Below are 16524 nucleotides of genomic sequence, written 5' to 3' on the forward strand. Positions count from 1 at the left end.
CTGGTGCCTTCCTGAGGGTGGGTAACTGTCCGCGAACGACGCGGACTACTTCTTCTTCGACGAGAGGGCGTCGGCGCCGCCGACGATCTCGGAGATCTGCTGGGTGATCTCGGCCTGTCGGGCGTTGTTCGCGAGACGCGTGAAGTCGCGGATGAGCGAGTCGGCGTTGTCGCTCGCCGCCTTCATCGCCTTCTGCCGGGCGGCGTGCTCGGAGGCAGCCGACTGGAGCATGGCGTTGAAGATGCGGCTCTCGATGTAGACCGGCAGCAGCGCGTCGAGCACCGCGTCGGCGTCCGGCTCGAACTCGTAGAGCGGGAGCGGCTCGTCGTTCGACGGGGCCTCGACCCCCTCGACGACCTCGAGCGGGAGCAGCCGGACGACCTGCGGCTCCTGCGTGGCGAGGCTCAGGAAGCGGTTGAAGACGATGTGGATCTCGTCCACGCCGCCCTCGGCCGTGTCCTGCAGGAACTTCGCCACGACGGCGTCGCCGATCGACTTCGCGGTCGAGAACTCCGGCTGGTCGGTGTTGCCGACCCACTGCTGCTCGGACGAACGCTCACGGAACGCGAAGTACCCGACGGCCTTGCGGCCGACCAGGTAGAACACGACGTCCTTGCCCTCGCTGCGGAGCAGGGAGGCGAGCTCCTCGCCCTGCTTGAGGACGTTCGTGCTGAACGCGCCGTTCAGACCGCGGTCCGACGTGAACAGCACGACGGCTGCGCGCGTCGACGACTCCGGCTCGGTGGTCAGCACGTGGTCGACGTTCGAGAACGTCGCCACGGCCGACACCGCACGCGTCACGGCCCGCGAGTACGGACCCGACGCAGCCATGCGGGCCTGCGCCTTCTGGATCCGCGACGCCGAGATCAGTTCCATCGCGCGAGTGACCTTCTTCGTGGTCTTCGCGGACTTGATTCGCTGGCGGTAGACCCGGACCTGCGCTGCCATCTAGCGACGACCCTTGACGATCTGCTCCTGGTCGACGTCCTCGGCCGAAGCGGCCTCGAACTGCTCGGACCCGAGCGTCTTGCCGTCGCTCGTCTGGAAGCTCTTGGAGAACTCGTCGATCTGCTTCGTCATCTCGGCGACGGTGTCGTCGCTGAGCTGGTTCGTCTCACGCAGGGTGGTGAGCACGTCCGAGTTGCGGCGCAGGTGGTCGAGCAGCTCCGACTCGAAGCGCAGGACGTCGGCCACGGGGACCTCGTCGAGCTTGCCGTTCGTGCCGGCCCAGATCGAGACGACCTGCTCCTCGACCGGGTACGGCGAGTACTGCGGCTGCTTGAGGAGCTCGGTCAGACGGGCACCGCGCTCCAGCTGGCGACGCGACGCCTGGTCGAGGTCGGACGCGAACATCGCGAACGCCTCGAGCGAGCGGTACTGCGCCAGCTCGAGCTTGAGCGTGCCGGAGACCTTCTTGATCGACTTGACCTGCGCGTCACCACCGACGCGCGACACCGAGATGCCCACGTCGACGGCCGGACGCTGGTTCGCGTTGAACAGGTCCGACTGCAGGAAGATCTGGCCGTCGGTGATGGAGATCACGTTGGTCGGGATGTACGCCGAGACGTCGTTCGCCTTGGTCTCGATGATCGGGAGACCCGTCATCGAACCGGCGCCGAGCTCGTCGGACAGCTTCGCGCAACGCTCCAGCAGACGGGAGTGCAGGTAGAAGACGTCACCCGGGTAGGCCTCGCGGCCCGGCGGACGACGCAGGAGGAGCGACACGGCACGGTAGGCCTCGGCCTGCTTCGACAGGTCGTCGAAGATGATCAGGACGTGCTTGCCCTGGTACATCCAGTGCTGACCGATGGCCGAGCCGGTGTACGGGGCGAGGTACTTGAAGCCGGCCGGGTCGGAGGCCGGGGCGGCGACGATGGTGGTGTACTCCATCGCACCGGCGTCCTCGAGCGCACCCTTGACGGAGGCGATCGTGGAGCCCTTCTGACCGATGGCGACGTAGATGCAGCGGACCTGCTTGTCCTCGTCGCCCGACTCCCAGTTGGCCTTCTGGTTGATGATCGTGTCGATCGCGATGGCCGTCTTGCCGGTCTGGCGGTCGCCGATGATCAGCTGACGCTGACCGCGGCCGACGGGGATCATCGCGTCGATGGCCTTGATGCCGGTCTGGAGCGGCTCGTGCACCGACTTGCGGGACATGACGCCGGGCGCCTGCAGCTCGAGGGCGCGGCGGCCCTCGGCCTGGATCTCGCCGAGACCGTCGATCGGGGCGCCGAGCGGGTCGACGACGCGACCGAGGAAGCCGTCGCCGACGGGAGCCGAGAGGACCTCGCCGGTGCGGGTGACTTCCTGGCCCTCTTCGACACCGGCGAACTCGCCGAGCACGATGGCGCCGATCTCGTCCTCGTCGAGGTTCTGCGCGAGGCCGAGCGTGCCGTCCTCGAAGCGGATGAGCTCGTTCGCCATGACGCCGGGGAGGCCCTCGACGTGCGCGATGCCGTCGCCGGCGTCGATGACGTGCCCGACCTCGGCCGTGGAGGCCTTCGTCGGCTCGTAGTTCGAGACGAAGTCCTTCAGGGCATCACGGATCTCATCGGGGCTGATGGTGATGTCTGCCATGGGATTTTCCTTGTTGGTTTCCGGGGCCGTACGGCTCCGAGAGGGTGACGCTGCCTGACTCGGCAGTTCCCGTTGTGGACTTGGGAGGGGCGGCTTCGACCGTACGCTCAGCCGGCGAGCTGGAGCCGGAGCTCCGAGAGACGCGTGGAGACGGTGCCGTCGATGACGTCGCCGCCGATCTGCACCCGGACCCCGCCGACGACCGAGGGGTCGACGACGTGGTTGATGCTGATGTCCTTGCCGTGCTGCTGCGCGAGCGCCCGGGCGACGCGAGCCGCCTGGCCGTCGGTGAGCGGCGTCGCGGTGATGACCGTCGCGACGAGCTTGCCGGCCTGCTCGGCCACGATGCGCGAGGCGTCGCGGACGAGTTCACCGATGCGCCGACCGCGCGGCTGCTGCACGAGGTGCGACAGGATCACGATGGTCTGCTCCGTCGCCTTGCCGCCGAGCAGCCGCTCGACGAGGGCGCTCTTCTCCGACGGGCTGCCGAGCTTGGTGCCCAGTGCCAGTTCGAGGTCGGCGTCCGAGCGGACGGCGGTCTCGAAGGAGAACAGCTCGGCTTCGATCGGCGTGCCCGCGGGGGCGGTGGCGGCGACGGCGCGGATGCCCGCGTCCTCGATGCCGACGAGCAGGTCCTGGTGCGAGGACCAGCGCGAGCCGGCCACCGCGGTCAGGACCGCACGCGTCGCAACCGACTGGCCGGCGAAGACGCGGTCGATGACGACCTTCTTGCCGGCCGGGTCGGCCGTCGGGTCGGACAGCAGACCGAGCAGCTGCGGCGCACCGGCGATCGCACGCCCTGCGGCGAGGATCTCGGCACCGGCGGCGAGGTCGGCTGCACCGCCGAGGTCGGCGAGCACCGCCCTCGTGGACGCCAGTGCTTCCCTGGTGGCGCTGCGCATGCTCAGCGCTCCCCGGCCGATGCCGACGAACCCTGCGAGGCCTCGAGGTCGGCGAGGAAGCGATCCACGACCGCGGTCGACTTCGCGTCGTCCTTGAGGGACTCACCGATCACGCCGGAGGCGAGGTCGAGCGCGAGCGTGCCGACCTCGGCACGGAGCGACTGGAGCGCGCTCTGGCGCTCGGCCTCGATCTGCGCCTGCGCGTTGGCGGTGATGCGTGCTGCATCGGCCTGCGCCTGCTCACGGAGCTCGCTTCCGATCGCGTTCGCGTCGGAACGAGCCTGCTCACGGATGCGGGACGCCTCGGCGCGAGCCTCGGCGAGCTGCTTGTTGTACTCGTCGAGCGCGGCAGCGGCCTGCTCCTGAGCAGCCTCCGCCTTCTTGATGCCACCTTCGATGGCCTCGGTGCGCTCGTCGAGCATCTTCGTGATCCGCGGGATGATGACCCGCCAGAAGACCAGCAAGATGACGACGAACGCGACCGCCGACCACAGGATGTCGTACAGCGGAGGGATCAGCGGGTTGTGCGTCTCCTCCGCCGCGAGGATCAGTGCGTTCTGCATCGAGAGGCCTTAGTTGGTGAAGATGAAGTACGTCGCGATACCGATGAAGGCGAGGGCCTCGGTGAAGGCGATACCGATGTACATGAGGGTCGTCAGACGGCCCTGGAGCTCCGGCTGGCGAGCGACGGACTCGATCGTCTTGCCGACGACGATGCCCACGCCGATGGCCGGGCCGATCGCCGCGAGGCCGTAGCCCACGGTCGCGATGTTGCCGGAGATTGCCGCGAGAACGGTCGTTGCGTCCACGTGTTTTCCTTTCAGGATGCGGCCCGACGGATGCCGTGCCGTATTGGGGGTCAGTGCAGGTCGTTGGTCAGTGCTCGTCAGCCAGCGCGAGCTGGATGTACACAGCGGTCAGCAGCATGAAGACGTACGCCTGCAGCAGCGCGACCAGGATCTCGAAGAAACTGAACGCGATGCCGAACGCGAGCGTCCCGACTCCGAAGGCCTTGAAACCGAGCGAGGCGTCGACGAAGAAGAACTGCGTGGCAGCGAAGAACAGGACGAGCAGCAGGTGGCCGACGACCATGTTCATCAGGAGTCGCAGGGTCAGCGTCACCGGTCGGAGCACGAAGGTCGAGACGAGCTCGATCGGCGTCACGATGATGTACAGGTACCACGGGACCCCCGGCGGGAACAGCGAGTTCCGGAGGAAGGTGCCCGGGTGCTTGCGCAGACCCGCGTAGATGAAGGCCACGTAGGCGACGATCGCGAGGATCATCGGGTACGCGATGCGGCTGGTGCCCTGGAGGTTGAACCCCGGGATGAGACCCGTGAGGTTCAGGAACAGCACGGAGAAGAAGATCGTCGCCAGCAGCGGGAGGAACCGCTTGCCGTCCTTCTCACCCAGGTTGTCGAAGGTGTTCCGGCGGACGACGTCGAACGCGTACTCGATGAGCGCCTGGCCGCGGCCGGGGACGAGCTTGAGCGAACGGGTCCCGATGATGCCGATCAGCAGCAGGACCGCGACGGCGATGAACCGGATGATGACGAGTCGGTCGATCTCGAAGGGCGTCCCGGCGAAGAAGATCGCTTCCGGGAAGAACTCGTTGATCGACGGACCATGGAACTCGGCGGCCTTGCTGCTCCCCGCCGCGACGGTGTTACCCGCAGCGGTGAGGGACAGGGGAAGAGCGTGGGATAGCAGCGCTGTCTCCTGTGTCGGCGCGCGCACGCATGGCACGCGATGGTGGACGTTGTGGAGGCTCGTCCGCTCCGAGCTGTGCTCCGGACGCGGACTCCGAGAAGCCTATCAGGTGCTGGAGGCTTCCCGGGCTCTCAGTTGCGGGGGTCGCGCTTCTCAGGAGACGCGGAGTCTCCGGGGAGCGAGACCCCGATCGGGATGCGGGCCTTGGCGACCGCGACGACGTCGATCAAGAGCGAGCCGACGACCCCGACGATGATCGCGACCGCGAGCACCGGGAAGTCCACCCAGTCGCGGTCCCGCAGCAGCACGAGCACGACGATGAAGACGACGAACTTGAGCAGCCACGTGCCCATCACGATGCCGAAGAAGGCCCCGGAGATCATCTGTCCCTTCGAGACGCGCAGCGCCACGAGCACGCTCACGGCGGTGAGGCCGAGGAACACCACGCTGAGCACGGCGCCGAGCAGCCCGCCGGCGAGCCCCGGGCCGCCGGCCACGAGCAGGCCCACGACTCCCCCGACGACGGCGAGCCCGACGGCCAGCAGCGCGCCCCAGGTGATGATGCGGCGGAACACCGGCCGGACGTGGTCGAGCGCGTTCGGTGCGGTCACGAGTTGTCTCCTGGGATCGATCGGTCGTTGGCGGCCCGGTCGAGCGGGTCGAGGCTGGCGTCCACCACGGCGGTGGACCGGGTGGCGACCTGAGCGGCGAACTCGGCGCGCTTGCGGCCGAGCGGGGCGAACGTGGCCACCGCGCAGACGGCGAAGCCGACGGCGACGAAGACGACCACCCAGTACCAGTCCACGAAGAGGAACAGCAGGCAGCCGACCGCCACGGTGGCCGTCCACGCGTAGAAGATGAGCACGGCGTGGAAGTGCGAGTGCCCCATGTCGAGCAGGCGGTGGTGCAGGTGCTTCCGGTCGGCCGAGAACGGTGACTTCCCGGCGCTGAGCCGGCGCGTGACGGCGAGCCCGAAGTCGAGGATCGGCACGATGAGGATCGCGAACGGCAGCAGGATCGGGATGAACGCCGGCAGCAGCGCCTGGCGCGTCTGCACCGCGGCCGGGTCGATGTTCCCGGTGACGGAGACCGCGCTCGTGGCCATCAGGAAGCCCACGAGGAGGGCACCGGCGTCCCCCATGAAGAGCTTCGCGGGGTGCCAGTTCAGGATCAGGAAGCCGAAGCAGGCGCCGACGAGCACCGCGGTCAGCAGCGAGGGCAGGTTGAAGAAGAACTCGGTCTGCACGACCACGCGGTTGATGAAGAACGTGTAGAGGAAGAACACGCCACCGGCGATGATCGCCACGCCCGCGACCAACCCGTCGAGTCCGTCGATGAAGTTCACGGCGTTCATCACGAGCACGACCGCGAGCACCGTGAAGATCAGGCTCATGTACGACGAGCCGACGCCGAGCGTGTTGCCGATCGGCAGCGACACGATCGCCACGCCCTGCCACGCGAGGATGCCCGCGGCGATGATCTGCCCGGCGAGCTTCGTCATCCAGTCGAGGTCCCAGATGTCGTCGGCGACGCCGAGGACCACGATGATGGTCGCCCCCGCGAGGACGGCGATCACGCGCCCCGGCTCCGAGAACACCAGCCGGAAGTAGTCGGTGCCGGCGATCGACGGGAACAGGAACCACGCCGCGAGCATCGCCACGATGACGCCGAGGTACATCGCGATGCCGCCGAGCCGCGGGGTGGGCGTGCGGTGCACGTCACGCTCGCGGACCTTCGGGTACCACTTGTACTTCAGCCCCAGCTTCCAGACGACCCAGCTGACGCAGAAGCTCACCACGGCCGCGATGGCCCCGGCGAGCAGGTAGTACTTCATCGGACCAGGTCGGCTCCGACGACCCTGGTGATCTCGTCGTCGGGGATCACACCGTGGCGCACGATCCGGAGCTTCCCGCCGTCGGACAGCCCGGTGGCGTCGACGATCGTGGAGCCCGTGGATGCCTCGAAGCCCTCGTGCGCGGTGATCGGACCGCCGTCGAGGTACACGGCGACGCTGTCGCCGAGCATCGCCTCGGCCTGGTCCGCGTCCATCGCGGCCGGGTCCCCCGTCGAGTTCGCGGAGGACACCGCGAGCGGCCCGACCTCCTGCAGGAGCTCGAGGGCGATGCGGGAGTCCGGCATGCGGAGCGCGACGGTGCCGCGGGTCTCGCCGAGGTCCCAGTCGAGCGACGGCTGGGCGCGGAGGATCACGGTGAGGCCACCCGGCCAGAACTCGTCGACGAGGTCCCGCACCTGCTGCGGGATGTCGCTCGCGAGCGCGTCGAGGGTGGGCGGACCGGGGATGAGGACCGGCGGCGGCGACTGCCGGGTCCGGCCCTTCGCGTCGAGCAGGCGCTGGACGGCGGCCGCGCTGAAGGCGTCCGCGGCCACGCCGTAGACGGTGTCGGTGGGGACGACGACGAGCTCCCCGCGTCCGAGAGCGGCACGTGCGAGCCGCATCCCGGTCAGGAGCCCGTCGGAGTCGGTGCAGTCGTATCGGGATGCCATGACTCGACGATGATAGTGCGACACAATGGGTGGCATCGTGAACGAGACCCCTGCGCCCCGCCTCCTGTTCCTCTTCGACATGGACGAGGTCCTCGTCCGGTACGACTGGAAGGTGCGGATGGCCGCCCTCGCCGAGTTCACCGGGCACGACTTCGACGAGCTCCGTCGGCGGTGGTGGGACTGCGGCAACGAACAGCGCGCCGAGGCCGGCGGGTACGCCGACGGCGACGAGTACCTGGCCGCCTTCGCCGAGGCGATGGACTGCGACGTCCCCGAGGCCGAGTGGGCGCGGATCCGCGGCGCCGCGATGACCGAGCTGCCCGACCGCATCGAGGCGGTGCGCGTCGCGAGCGAGCACGGACGGGTCGGGCTGCTGACGAACAACGGGCCGCTGGCCGGCCGGTGGATCCACCGCTGGACGCCGTCGCTCGCGCCGCTCTTCGGCGAGCACCTCGACACGACGAGCAACTTCGGTGCGCGGAAGCCCGAGCCCGAGGTCTACCGCCGGGCCCTCGGGCACCACGGCGTGCCCGCCGAGCGCACGTTCTTCGCGGACGACATGCCGATCAACGTCGAGGGCGCCCGGAGCGTGGGCATCCACGCGGTGCTCGTCGAGGAGCACACGGACCTCCGCGAAGCCGTCCTCGCCTTCGTCGCGGAGCAGCACATCGCCGCACCCGTCGCGTAGGTCCCCGACCGCTGCGCGATCCTTCCCATCACGCGCGCAGTGGGAAGCGGAATCGCGCGTACCGGGCCGAACGGAACGACCCGGTACGCGCGAAGAGGCCGACCACGCGCCGAATGGCTCTGGCTGACGGCCGTGAGCTGACCGTCGAACGTGATCTGCGCCTCCAGGTCCGGACCGCCGCGCGATCCTTGCCATCACGCGCGCGGTGGAAAGCGGAATCACGCGTACCGGGCCGAACGGAACGACCCGGTACGCGCGAAGAGACCGACCACGCGCGGAACGGCTCACAGGAGCGCACGTCGACGGCGGCCAGGAGGCGCGGCTCGGCCCCGGTTAGCGGGTCGCGGTGGTCGTGCGGTCGCGGCCGGTCAGGTCGACGTGCGTCTCCGGGGACCGGAACCCACGGCGCGTCAGGACCTCGCGCACGCCGGCGCCCTGCGGTTCGGCGTGCTCGATGACGAGCACTCCCCCGGGCACCAGGAGGCGCCAGGCGGTGTCCGCCAGGGCACGCACCGCGTCGAGGCCGTCCGGCCCGCCGTAGAGCGCCATCGCGGGATCGTGGTCGCGGACCTCTGGGTCGATCGGCACCGCGTCGTCCGGCACGTAGGGCGGGTTCGACACGACGACCGACACCGTGCCGTCGAGCTCCGGCAGCGCGTCGGCGAGGTCGCCCTCCACCAGGCGGACCGTCCCACCGTGGGCCGCGACGTTGCGCCGGGTCCACGGCAGTGCCTCTGTCGAGCGTTCGACCGCGTACACGACCGCGTTCGGCACCTCGGTGTCCATGGCGATCGCGATCGCGCCGCTGCCGGAACCGAGGTCGACCGCGACCGGTGCCGGCACGGCCACCGCGCGGAGTGCGTCGATGCCGAACTGCACGACACCCTCGGTCTCGGGCCGCGGGACGAACACACCGGGTCCGACGGCCAGCGTGAGCGCGCGGAAGTGCGCCTCGCCGGTGATGTGCTGGAGCGGCTCGCGGGTGGCACGTCGGGCGACGGCGTGCCGGAAGCGCTCGACGTGCTCCGGAGCGATCGCACCCCCGGTCATCGCGCGGGCCTGCACGGCGCCGCGCGAGGTGTCGGTCGCCCAGGCGAGCAGCAGCTCGGCGTCCACCTGCGGGGTCGGGACGCCGGCCGCGTCGAACGCCGCGGCCGCCTCACGCAGGAGGCGGTCCGCGGCGAACGCGACGGGCGTGTCGGAGGTGATCCGTGCCTCCAGGGCTACGCGTCCTGGTCGCCGATGGCGGCCAGTCGTGCTTCTTCGTCCGCCTGGATGGCGGACTGGATGACGGGCTCGAGGGCGCCGTTCATGACGCGGTCCAGGTCGTACGCCTTGTACCCGGTGCGGTGGTCCGCGATGCGGTTCTCCGGGAAGTTGTACGTGCGGATGCGCTCCGAACGGTCCATGCCACGGATCTGCGACTTGCGCGCGTCCGAGGCGATGGCGTCGAGCTCCTCCTGCTGCTTCGCGAGGATGCGGGCGCGCAGCACGCGCATGCCGGCCTCGCGGTTCTGCAGCTGCGACTTCTCGTTCTGCATCGCCACCGTGATGCCCGTGGGCAGGTGGGTGATGCGGACCGCGGAGTCGGTCGTGTTGACGGACTGCCCGCCGGGGCCCGAGGACCGGTACACGTCGATCTTGAGGTCGTTCTGGTTGATCTGGACCTCTTCGGGCTCGTCGACCTCGGGGAAGACGAGGACGCCGGTCGTCGAGGTGTGGATGCGCCCCTGCGACTCGGTCGCCGGCACGCGCTGCACGCGGTGCACGCCGCCCTCGTACTTCAGGTGCGCCCAGACACCCTGGGACGGGTCGGTCGCGTTCGACTTGATCGCGACCTGGACGTCCTTGTAGCCGCCGAGGTCGGACTCGGTGCGCTCGAGCATCTCGATCTTCCAGCCCTTGGACTCGGCGTAGTGCGAGTACATGCGCAGGAGGTCTGCCGCGAACAGCGCCGACTCCTCGCCGCCCTCTCCGCCCTTGATCTCCATGATCACGTCGCGCCCGTCGTCGGGGTCGCGCGGGATGAGCAGCCGGCGGAGACGCTCCTGGCGCTCCGTCAGCTGCTCCTCGAGCGCCGGGACCTCGTCCGCGAACGCCTCGTCCTCACGCGCGAGCTCCTGGGCGGCGGCGAGGTCGTCCCCCGCCGCCTTCCAGGACTCGTACGCGGACTTGATCTGGTTGAGCTCGGCGTACCGCCGGTTCACCTTCTTCGCGCGGGCCGCATCGGCGTGGAGCGCGGGGTCCGACAGCTGCTGCGTCAGGTCCTCGTGTTCCGCCAGCAGCCCTGCCACCGACTCGAACACGCGTTACTCCTGGTGGCCGTTGTGGTGCCCACCGGTCGTGGGGACCGACTTCTGCACCTGGACCAGGAACTCGACGTTCGACTGCGTCTCCTTGAGGTTCCGCAGCACGATCTCGAGGGCCTGCTGCGGGTCGAGCCCGGCGAGGGCACGGCGCAGTCGCCACGTGATCTTGACCTCGTCGGCGGAGAGCAGCTGCTCCTCGCGACGGGTGCCGGAGGCGTTGACGTCCACGGCCGGGAAGATCCGCTTGTCGGCGAGGTGCCGGTTGAGGCGGAGCTCCATGTTGCCGGTGCCCTTGAACTCCTCGAAGATCACCTCGTCCATCTTCGACCCGGTCTCGACGAGCGCCGTCGCGAGGATGGTCAGCGAGCCGCCGTCCTCGATGTTGCGCGCGGCGCCGAAGAAGCGCTTCGGCGGGTACAGGGCCGACGAGTCGACGCCACCGGAGAGCACGCGACCGGAGGCCGGCGTCGCCAGGTTGTAGGCGCGGCCCAGACGGGTGATCGAGTCGAGGAGCAGGACCACGTCGTGCCCGAGCTCGACGAGGCGCTTCGCACGCTCGATGGCGAGCTCGGCGACCGTGGTGTGGTCCTCGGCGGGACGGTCGAAGGTCGAGGCGATGACCTCGCCCTTCACCGTGCGCTGCATGTCGGTGACCTCTTCGGGCCGCTCGTCCACCAGGACGACCATGAGGTGCGCCTCGGGGTTGTTCTTGGCGATCGCGTTCGCGATGGCCTGCAGCACGACGGTCTTGCCGGCCTTCGGCGGGGACACGATCAGGCCGCGCTGGCCCTTGCCGATCGGCGACACGAGGTCGATGATCCGGGTGCTGAGCTTCGACGGCTCGGTCTCGAGACGCAGGCGCTCGTTCGGGTACAGCGGCGTGAGGTCCTGGAAGTCGACGCGCGCGGCGGCCTCGTCGGCGGTCTGCCCGTTGACCGAGTCGACCTTGACGAGCGCGTTGTACTTCTGGCGGCTCTGCTGCTCGTTGTCCCGCGGCTGCTTGATCGCGCCGACGACCGCGTCGCCCTTGCGCAGGTGGTACTTCTTCACCTGGCCGAGCGAGACGTAGACGTCGTTCGGCCCGGGCAGGTACCCGGTGGTGCGGACGAAGGCGTAGTTGTCGAGGACGTCGAGGATGCCCGCGATCGGGATGAGGACGTCGTCCTCGGTGATCTCCGGCTCGAACTCGTCGTTCTGCCCGCCGCGACCGCGCTTGCGGTCACGCTGACGACGGCTGCGGCCGCCCTCGGTCTCGTCGGCGACCTGCTGGGCCGGCTGCTGCTTCTGCTGGCCCTGCTGCTTCTGCTGGCCGTTCTGCCGGTTCGCGTCGTTCCGGTCGTCCTGCTGGGCGTTCTTCTGGTCGCCCTGCTGGCCGTTCTGACCGCTCTGACCGTTCTTCTGGCCGTTGTCGTTCTTCGGCGCGGCGTCGCGACCGTTCTGGTCGCCGCCCTGCTCGCCGTTCTCGGCGTTCTGGCCACGGCCACGACCCCGACCGCGGCTGCGACGACCGCGACGCGAACCGCCCTCGCCCTGCTGGTCGTTCTGGTCGCCCTGGTCGTTCTGGTCGTTCTGGTCGCCCTGGTCGGTGGACTGGTCCTGCTGCGCGGCGGCGTCCTGCTGAGCCGGCTGCTCGGCCTGGTCCCGCGGCTGCTCGGTGCGCTCGGCACGCTCGGCCTGCTGGCCGTTCTGCTGCGCGCGCTGGCCGCGCCCGCGACGCTGGCCGCCGGTCTCCGCGGCTTCCTGCGCGTCCTTCTCGGCGCGGACCTGGTCGAGCCCGGCGAGGAGGTCCTCGGTGCCGGTGTGTCCGGCGTTCGTGTGCTCGGCGGCCGACGTCGGCGCCGCGTTCACGGTGCCGCCGGAGGAGGCACGGCGCGAACGGCGGGCACGCGAGGAGGCGGGCTGCTCGGCCTGCGCCTCGGTGGTCGCCGGTGCGTCGGCGACGGCCTCGGCAGCGGGTGCCTCGGTCGGCTCCGGCAGCGTCGGCTGCTCGGCCACGGGGGCCTCGACCGCGGGTGCGGCCGACTCGGTCGTGGCGTCGTCCGTCGCCGGACGCTTGTCCTCGATCGAGGCGATGAGGTCGCCCTTGCGGAGCTTCGAGAGCCCCGTGATGCCGAGGGAGGAGGCGATGCGCTGGAGTTCCGGGAGCCGGAGGGCGCGCAGATCGCTGGGGATCTCCACCTGGGTGGAGTCGTTGACGTTCGTCAAGGTCGGTGTTTCCTTTCGAACCGCAGAACGCGGAGAGTTTCCACCGTCCCGGATGCATGGGTGTGCATCGGCCGCCGTTCAGACGACGGACCGGGATTCGGTGATCTGAAAGAGATTGCCCCCGCGCACCGGACCCTGCATGGCGAGGAAAGTCCTGCTGCCTACGCGGGTTCGGCTTGGAGCGCCGAGTGCGGCACCACTGTAGCACCACCCAGGTCGACGGCCAGCATGAGCGCCCGCCAGTCGGATTCCCCGTGTCGTGACACGAGGTCGGCGGCGGTGAGTCGCTGTGCGGGATCGCTGCCGAGGACCAGGAGGCTCGGGCCGGCTCCGGAGACGACCGCCGCGAGTCCGTGCTGCCGCAGCAGGCCGATCAGGGCGTCGGTCTCCGGCATGGCGCTGGCGCGGTACGCCTGGTGCAACCGGTCCTCGGTCGCGGCCAGCAGGAGCTCGGGGCTCTGGATGAGCGCCGCGACCAGCAGGGCGGAGCGCGACACGTTGAACGCCGCGTCCTCGTGCGGGACGCTCGCCGGCTGCAGGGAGCGCGCGAGCTTGGTCGAGAGCGTCGAGGTCGGCACGAAGACCACCGGCGCGACACCACGGTGGACGAGCAGGCGCTTGTACGCCGGCCCCTCGGCCGTCATCCACGCGATCGTCAGACCGCCGAAGAGCGCCGGGGCGACGTTGTCGGGGTGCCCCTCCATCTCGGTCGCGAGCGCGAGCAGGGTCGAGGCGTCGAGGTCGACGACGCCGTCGAGCAATCCGCGCGCGGCCATCAGTCCGGCCACGATCGCCGCTGCCGATGATCCCATCCCGCGGCCGTGCGGGATCGCGTTCACGGCGTGCAGCTCGAGTCCGGGCTGCGTCACGCCGGCGTGCTCGAGGCCGCGGCGGAGCGCACGGACGACCAGGTTCGTGTCGTCGGTCGCGACCTCGCCGGCGCCGACACCTTCGACCGTGACGGTCGCACCCGAACCGGGACGGACCCGTACGACGACCTCGTCGTAGAGCGAGAGCGCGAGACCGAGGGAGTCGAACCCCGGGCCGAGGTTCGCCGAGGTCGCCGGGACCCGGACGCGGACCGCCCGTCCGGCCGGTACAGCGATCTGGGCGCGCACGCCCTCCCCCGGTCCGGACGAGCGGTCGGGGCTCACTCGGCGCCGACCAGTCCGAGCACGTCGGCGATCGACTTGGTGTCGACCGGGACGCTCGTCGGGGCGACCTCGCCACCGTCCGGTGTGCGGAGGGCCCACTGCGGGTCCTTGAGGCCGTGGCCGGTCACCGTGATGACGACCTTGGCGCCCTTCGGGACGACCCCGGCGTCGGCACGCTCCAGGAGCCCGGCGACGCCGATGGCCGATGCGGGCTCGACGAAGACGCCGACCTCGGCCGAGAGGATGCGGTGCGCGGCGAGGATGGCCTCGTCGGTGATCGCGCCGAAGTAGCCGTCGGTCTCGTCACGGGCCTCGAGCGCGAACTGCCACGACGCCGGGTTGCCGATGCGGATCGCCGAGGCGATGGTGTCCGGCTGGCGGACGACCTCGCCGCGGACGATCGGGGCGGACCCCGCGGCCTGGAAGCCGAACATGCGCGGGAGCTTCGACGCGCGACCGGCGGCGACGTCCTCGCGGTACCCGCGGGAGTAGGCCGTGTAGTTGCCGGCGTTGCCGACCGGCAGGAAGTGGAAGTCCGGGGCGTCGCCGAGGACGTCGACGACCTCGAACGCCGCGGTCTTCTGGCCCTCGATGCGGTCGTTGTTGACCGAGTTCACCAGGTGCACCGGGTAGTTCGCGGCGAGGTCGCGGGCGATGTCGAGGCAGTCGTCGAAGTTGCCCTGCACCTGCAGCAGCTGGGCGTCGTGGGCGACGGCCTGGCTGAGCTTGCCCATGGCGATCTTGCCCTCGGGGACGAGCACCGCGGCGGTGATGCCGGCGTGCGTGGCGTACGCGGCGGCCGAGGCGCTCGTGTTGCCGGTCGAGGCGCAGATGACCGCCTTCGCACCGTGCTCGACGGCCTTCGAGATCGCCATCGTCATGCCGCGGTCCTTGAACGACCCGGTCGGGTTCATGCCCTCGTACTTGACGTAGACCTCGGCACCCGTGCGCTCGGAGAGCCGGCGCGCCGGGATGAGCGGGGTCCCGCCCTCGCCGAGCGTGACGACGGGCGTCGCCCCGGTGACGTCGAGACGGTCGGCGTACTCGCGCAGGACACCCTGCCACTGGTGGGCCATGAGGCTCCCCTTCTTGTCGGTTCTTGGGTTCGTGGGTCGGCGGGGCTCAGGCGCCGACGACGCGGAGGACGCTCGTGACCTCGACGACGACGTCCTCGTTGCGGAGCGCGACCACGGTCGCGGCGAGGTCGGACTCGCGCGCCAGGTGGGTGCCGATGACGAGGGTCGCGGTCGCGTCGGACCCGGTCGCTACGGTCTGCTCGACGGTCTCGACGCTGACGCCGTGCTTCGCGAGCACCCCGGCGACGGTGGACAGCACGCCGGGTGCGTCCGTCACGTGCAGCGTGATCTGGTAGCGGGTGCGGACGGTGCCGATCGGGAACACCGGCAGCGCCGACTGGGTCGACTCGGCGATGCCGGGACCGCCGATGACGTGCCGGCGCGCCGCGGAGACCAGGTCGCCGAGGACGGCGGAGGCCGTCTCGACGCCGCCGGCACCGGCGCCGTAGAACATGAGGTCGCCGGCGGCCTCGGCTTCGACGAACACGGCGTTCTTCGCCCCGTGGACGCTCGCGAGCGGGTGCGACTCGGGCACGAGCGCCGGGTAGACGCGGGCGCTGACGCCCTCGGTGCCCTGCTCGTCGGTGAGGCGCTCGGCCGTGGCGAGGATCTTCACGACGTAGCCGGCCTTCCGCGCCGCGCGGACCTGCTCGATCGTCACCGAGGTGATGCCCTCGCGGTGCACGGCGGCGAGCGGGACCGAGGTGTGGAACGCGAGCGAGGCGAGGATCGCGGCCTTCTGCGCGGCGTCGTAGCCCTCGATGTCCGCGGTCGGGTCGGCCTCGGCGTAGCCGAGCTCGGTGGCCGTCGCGAGGGCGTCCTCGAAGGTCGCGCCCTCGCGGTCCATCAAGTCGAGGATGAAGTTCGTCGTGCCGTTGACGATGCCCATGATCCGCTCGATGCGGTCCCCCGCGAGGGAGTCGTGCAGCGGCCGGATGATCGGGATCGCACCGGCGACGGCGGCCTCGTAGTAGAGCTGCGCGCCCACCTGCTCGGCGACCGCGAAGAGCTCCGGCCCGTGGGTCGCCAGGAGCGCCTTGTTGCCGGTGACGACGTCGGCGCCGGACTGCAGCGCCTGGAGCACGAGGGTCCGCGCCGGCTCGATGCCGCCGATCAGCTCGACGACGATGTCCGCCCCGAGGATGAGCGACGCAGCGTCCGTCGTGAAGAGCTCCTTCGGCAGGTCGACGTCACGAGGGGCGTCGAGGTCGCGGACCGCGATGCCGACGAGCTCGAGGCCGGCCCCGGCGCGCGAGGCGAGCTCGTCGCCGTGTTCGAGGAGCAGCCGCGCCACCTGGGAACCGACCGAGCCGGCTCCGAGCAGCGCGACGCGGACGTTGCGGTATTCGATCATCTGGTGCGGGTCCTGTTCGTGGGGAGTCGGGTCGTCCGAAGGGG

16 protein-coding genes are annotated in these 16524 nt (G+C 70.2%); 1 reads left to right on the forward strand and 15 read right to left on the reverse strand.

Going from position 1 to position 16524, the window contains the following annotated elements; all coding sequences use genetic code 11:
* Positions 1-45 precede the first annotated feature (45 nt).
* The 9 genes from ACQXVK_RS08880 to ACQXVK_RS08920 all read right to left on the reverse strand — a co-directional run bounded on the left by ACQXVK_RS08880 (position 46) and on the right by ACQXVK_RS08920 (position 7694).
* Positions 46-948, reverse strand: a complete 903-nt coding sequence (locus ACQXVK_RS08880) for a F0F1 ATP synthase subunit gamma (RefSeq protein ID WP_402263309.1) — start codon at positions 946-948, stop codon at positions 46-48.
* Positions 949-2577: a F0F1 ATP synthase subunit alpha gene (gene atpA / locus ACQXVK_RS08885; protein WP_416393324.1), complete on the reverse strand. Its 1629-nt coding sequence runs from the start codon at positions 2575-2577 to the stop codon at positions 949-951.
* A 107-nt stretch (positions 2578-2684) separates the two neighbouring features.
* A complete protein-coding gene (locus ACQXVK_RS08890; protein ID WP_402263315.1) occupies positions 2685-3479 on the reverse strand; it encodes a F0F1 ATP synthase subunit delta in 795 nt (264 codons plus the stop codon).
* A 2-nt stretch (positions 3480-3481) separates the two neighbouring features.
* Positions 3482-4042, reverse strand: a complete 561-nt coding sequence (locus ACQXVK_RS08895; RefSeq protein WP_430853312.1) for a F0F1 ATP synthase subunit B — start codon at positions 4040-4042, stop codon at positions 3482-3484.
* A 9-nt stretch (positions 4043-4051) separates the two neighbouring features.
* Positions 4052-4288 carry an ATP synthase F0 subunit C gene (gene atpE, locus ACQXVK_RS08900; RefSeq protein WP_022907197.1) on the reverse strand — a complete coding sequence of 79 codons (237 nt, stop codon included), beginning with the start codon at positions 4286-4288 and terminating at the stop codon, positions 4052-4054.
* Positions 4289-4355: 67 nt separating this feature from the next.
* Positions 4356-5216 carry a F0F1 ATP synthase subunit A gene (atpB, locus tag ACQXVK_RS08905; protein WP_022907196.1) on the reverse strand — a complete coding sequence of 287 codons (861 nt, stop codon included), beginning with the start codon at positions 5214-5216 and terminating at the stop codon, positions 4356-4358.
* 104 nt (positions 5217-5320) lie between these two features.
* A complete protein-coding gene (locus ACQXVK_RS08910) occupies positions 5321-5800 on the reverse strand; it encodes a hypothetical protein (protein ID WP_430853313.1) in 480 nt (159 codons plus the stop codon).
* Positions 5797-7023 carry an MraY family glycosyltransferase gene (locus ACQXVK_RS08915; RefSeq protein ID WP_402263324.1) on the reverse strand — a complete coding sequence of 409 codons (1227 nt, stop codon included), beginning with the start codon at positions 7021-7023 and terminating at the stop codon, positions 5797-5799. Before ACQXVK_RS08915 ends, ACQXVK_RS08910 begins: the two co-directional genes overlap by 4 nt.
* Positions 7020-7694 (reverse strand): L-threonylcarbamoyladenylate synthase, encoded by a 675-nt coding sequence (locus ACQXVK_RS08920; RefSeq protein ID WP_430853314.1) that lies wholly within the window; start codon positions 7692-7694, stop codon positions 7020-7022. Before ACQXVK_RS08920 ends, ACQXVK_RS08915 begins: the two co-directional genes overlap by 4 nt.
* 37 nt (positions 7695-7731) lie before the next feature.
* Between ACQXVK_RS08920 and ACQXVK_RS08925 the strand changes: the two genes are divergently transcribed.
* Positions 7732-8382, forward strand: a complete 651-nt coding sequence (locus ACQXVK_RS08925; protein ID WP_430853315.1) for an HAD family hydrolase — start codon at positions 7732-7734, stop codon at positions 8380-8382.
* 333 nt (positions 8383-8715) lie between these two features.
* On the opposite strand, the gene prmC is transcribed toward ACQXVK_RS08925, so the two are convergent.
* The 6 genes from prmC to ACQXVK_RS08955 all read right to left on the reverse strand — a co-directional run bounded on the left by prmC (position 8716) and on the right by ACQXVK_RS08955 (position 16480).
* The gene (prmC, locus tag ACQXVK_RS08930; RefSeq protein ID WP_402263839.1) at positions 8716-9591 is read right to left on the reverse strand and encodes a peptide chain release factor N(5)-glutamine methyltransferase; all 876 of its coding nucleotides are present in this window, start codon (positions 9589-9591) and stop codon (positions 8716-8718) included.
* Between the two features lie 14 nt (positions 9592-9605).
* Positions 9606-10688 (reverse strand): peptide chain release factor 1, encoded by a 1083-nt coding sequence (gene prfA, locus ACQXVK_RS08935; RefSeq protein ID WP_022908084.1) that lies wholly within the window; start codon positions 10686-10688, stop codon positions 9606-9608.
* A gap of 3 nt (positions 10689-10691) precedes the next feature.
* Complete coding sequence (gene rho, locus ACQXVK_RS08940) at positions 10692-12896, reverse strand: transcription termination factor Rho (protein ID WP_430853316.1); 2205 nt, start codon at positions 12894-12896, stop codon at positions 10692-10694.
* Between the two features lie 161 nt (positions 12897-13057).
* Positions 13058-14014 carry a homoserine kinase gene (thrB, locus tag ACQXVK_RS08945; protein WP_430853317.1) on the reverse strand — a complete coding sequence of 319 codons (957 nt, stop codon included), beginning with the start codon at positions 14012-14014 and terminating at the stop codon, positions 13058-13060.
* A 32-nt stretch (positions 14015-14046) separates the two neighbouring features.
* Complete coding sequence (gene thrC, locus ACQXVK_RS08950; RefSeq protein ID WP_022908080.1) at positions 14047-15126, reverse strand: threonine synthase; 1080 nt, start codon at positions 15124-15126, stop codon at positions 14047-14049.
* Between the two features lie 46 nt (positions 15127-15172).
* Complete coding sequence (locus ACQXVK_RS08955) at positions 15173-16480, reverse strand: homoserine dehydrogenase (RefSeq protein WP_022908079.1); 1308 nt, start codon at positions 16478-16480, stop codon at positions 15173-15175.
* Positions 16481-16524 lie beyond the last annotated feature (44 nt).

It is taken from the genome of Curtobacterium sp. AB451, from assembly GCF_050585845.1.
Classification (GTDB): domain Bacteria; phylum Actinomycetota; class Actinomycetes; order Actinomycetales; family Microbacteriaceae; genus Curtobacterium.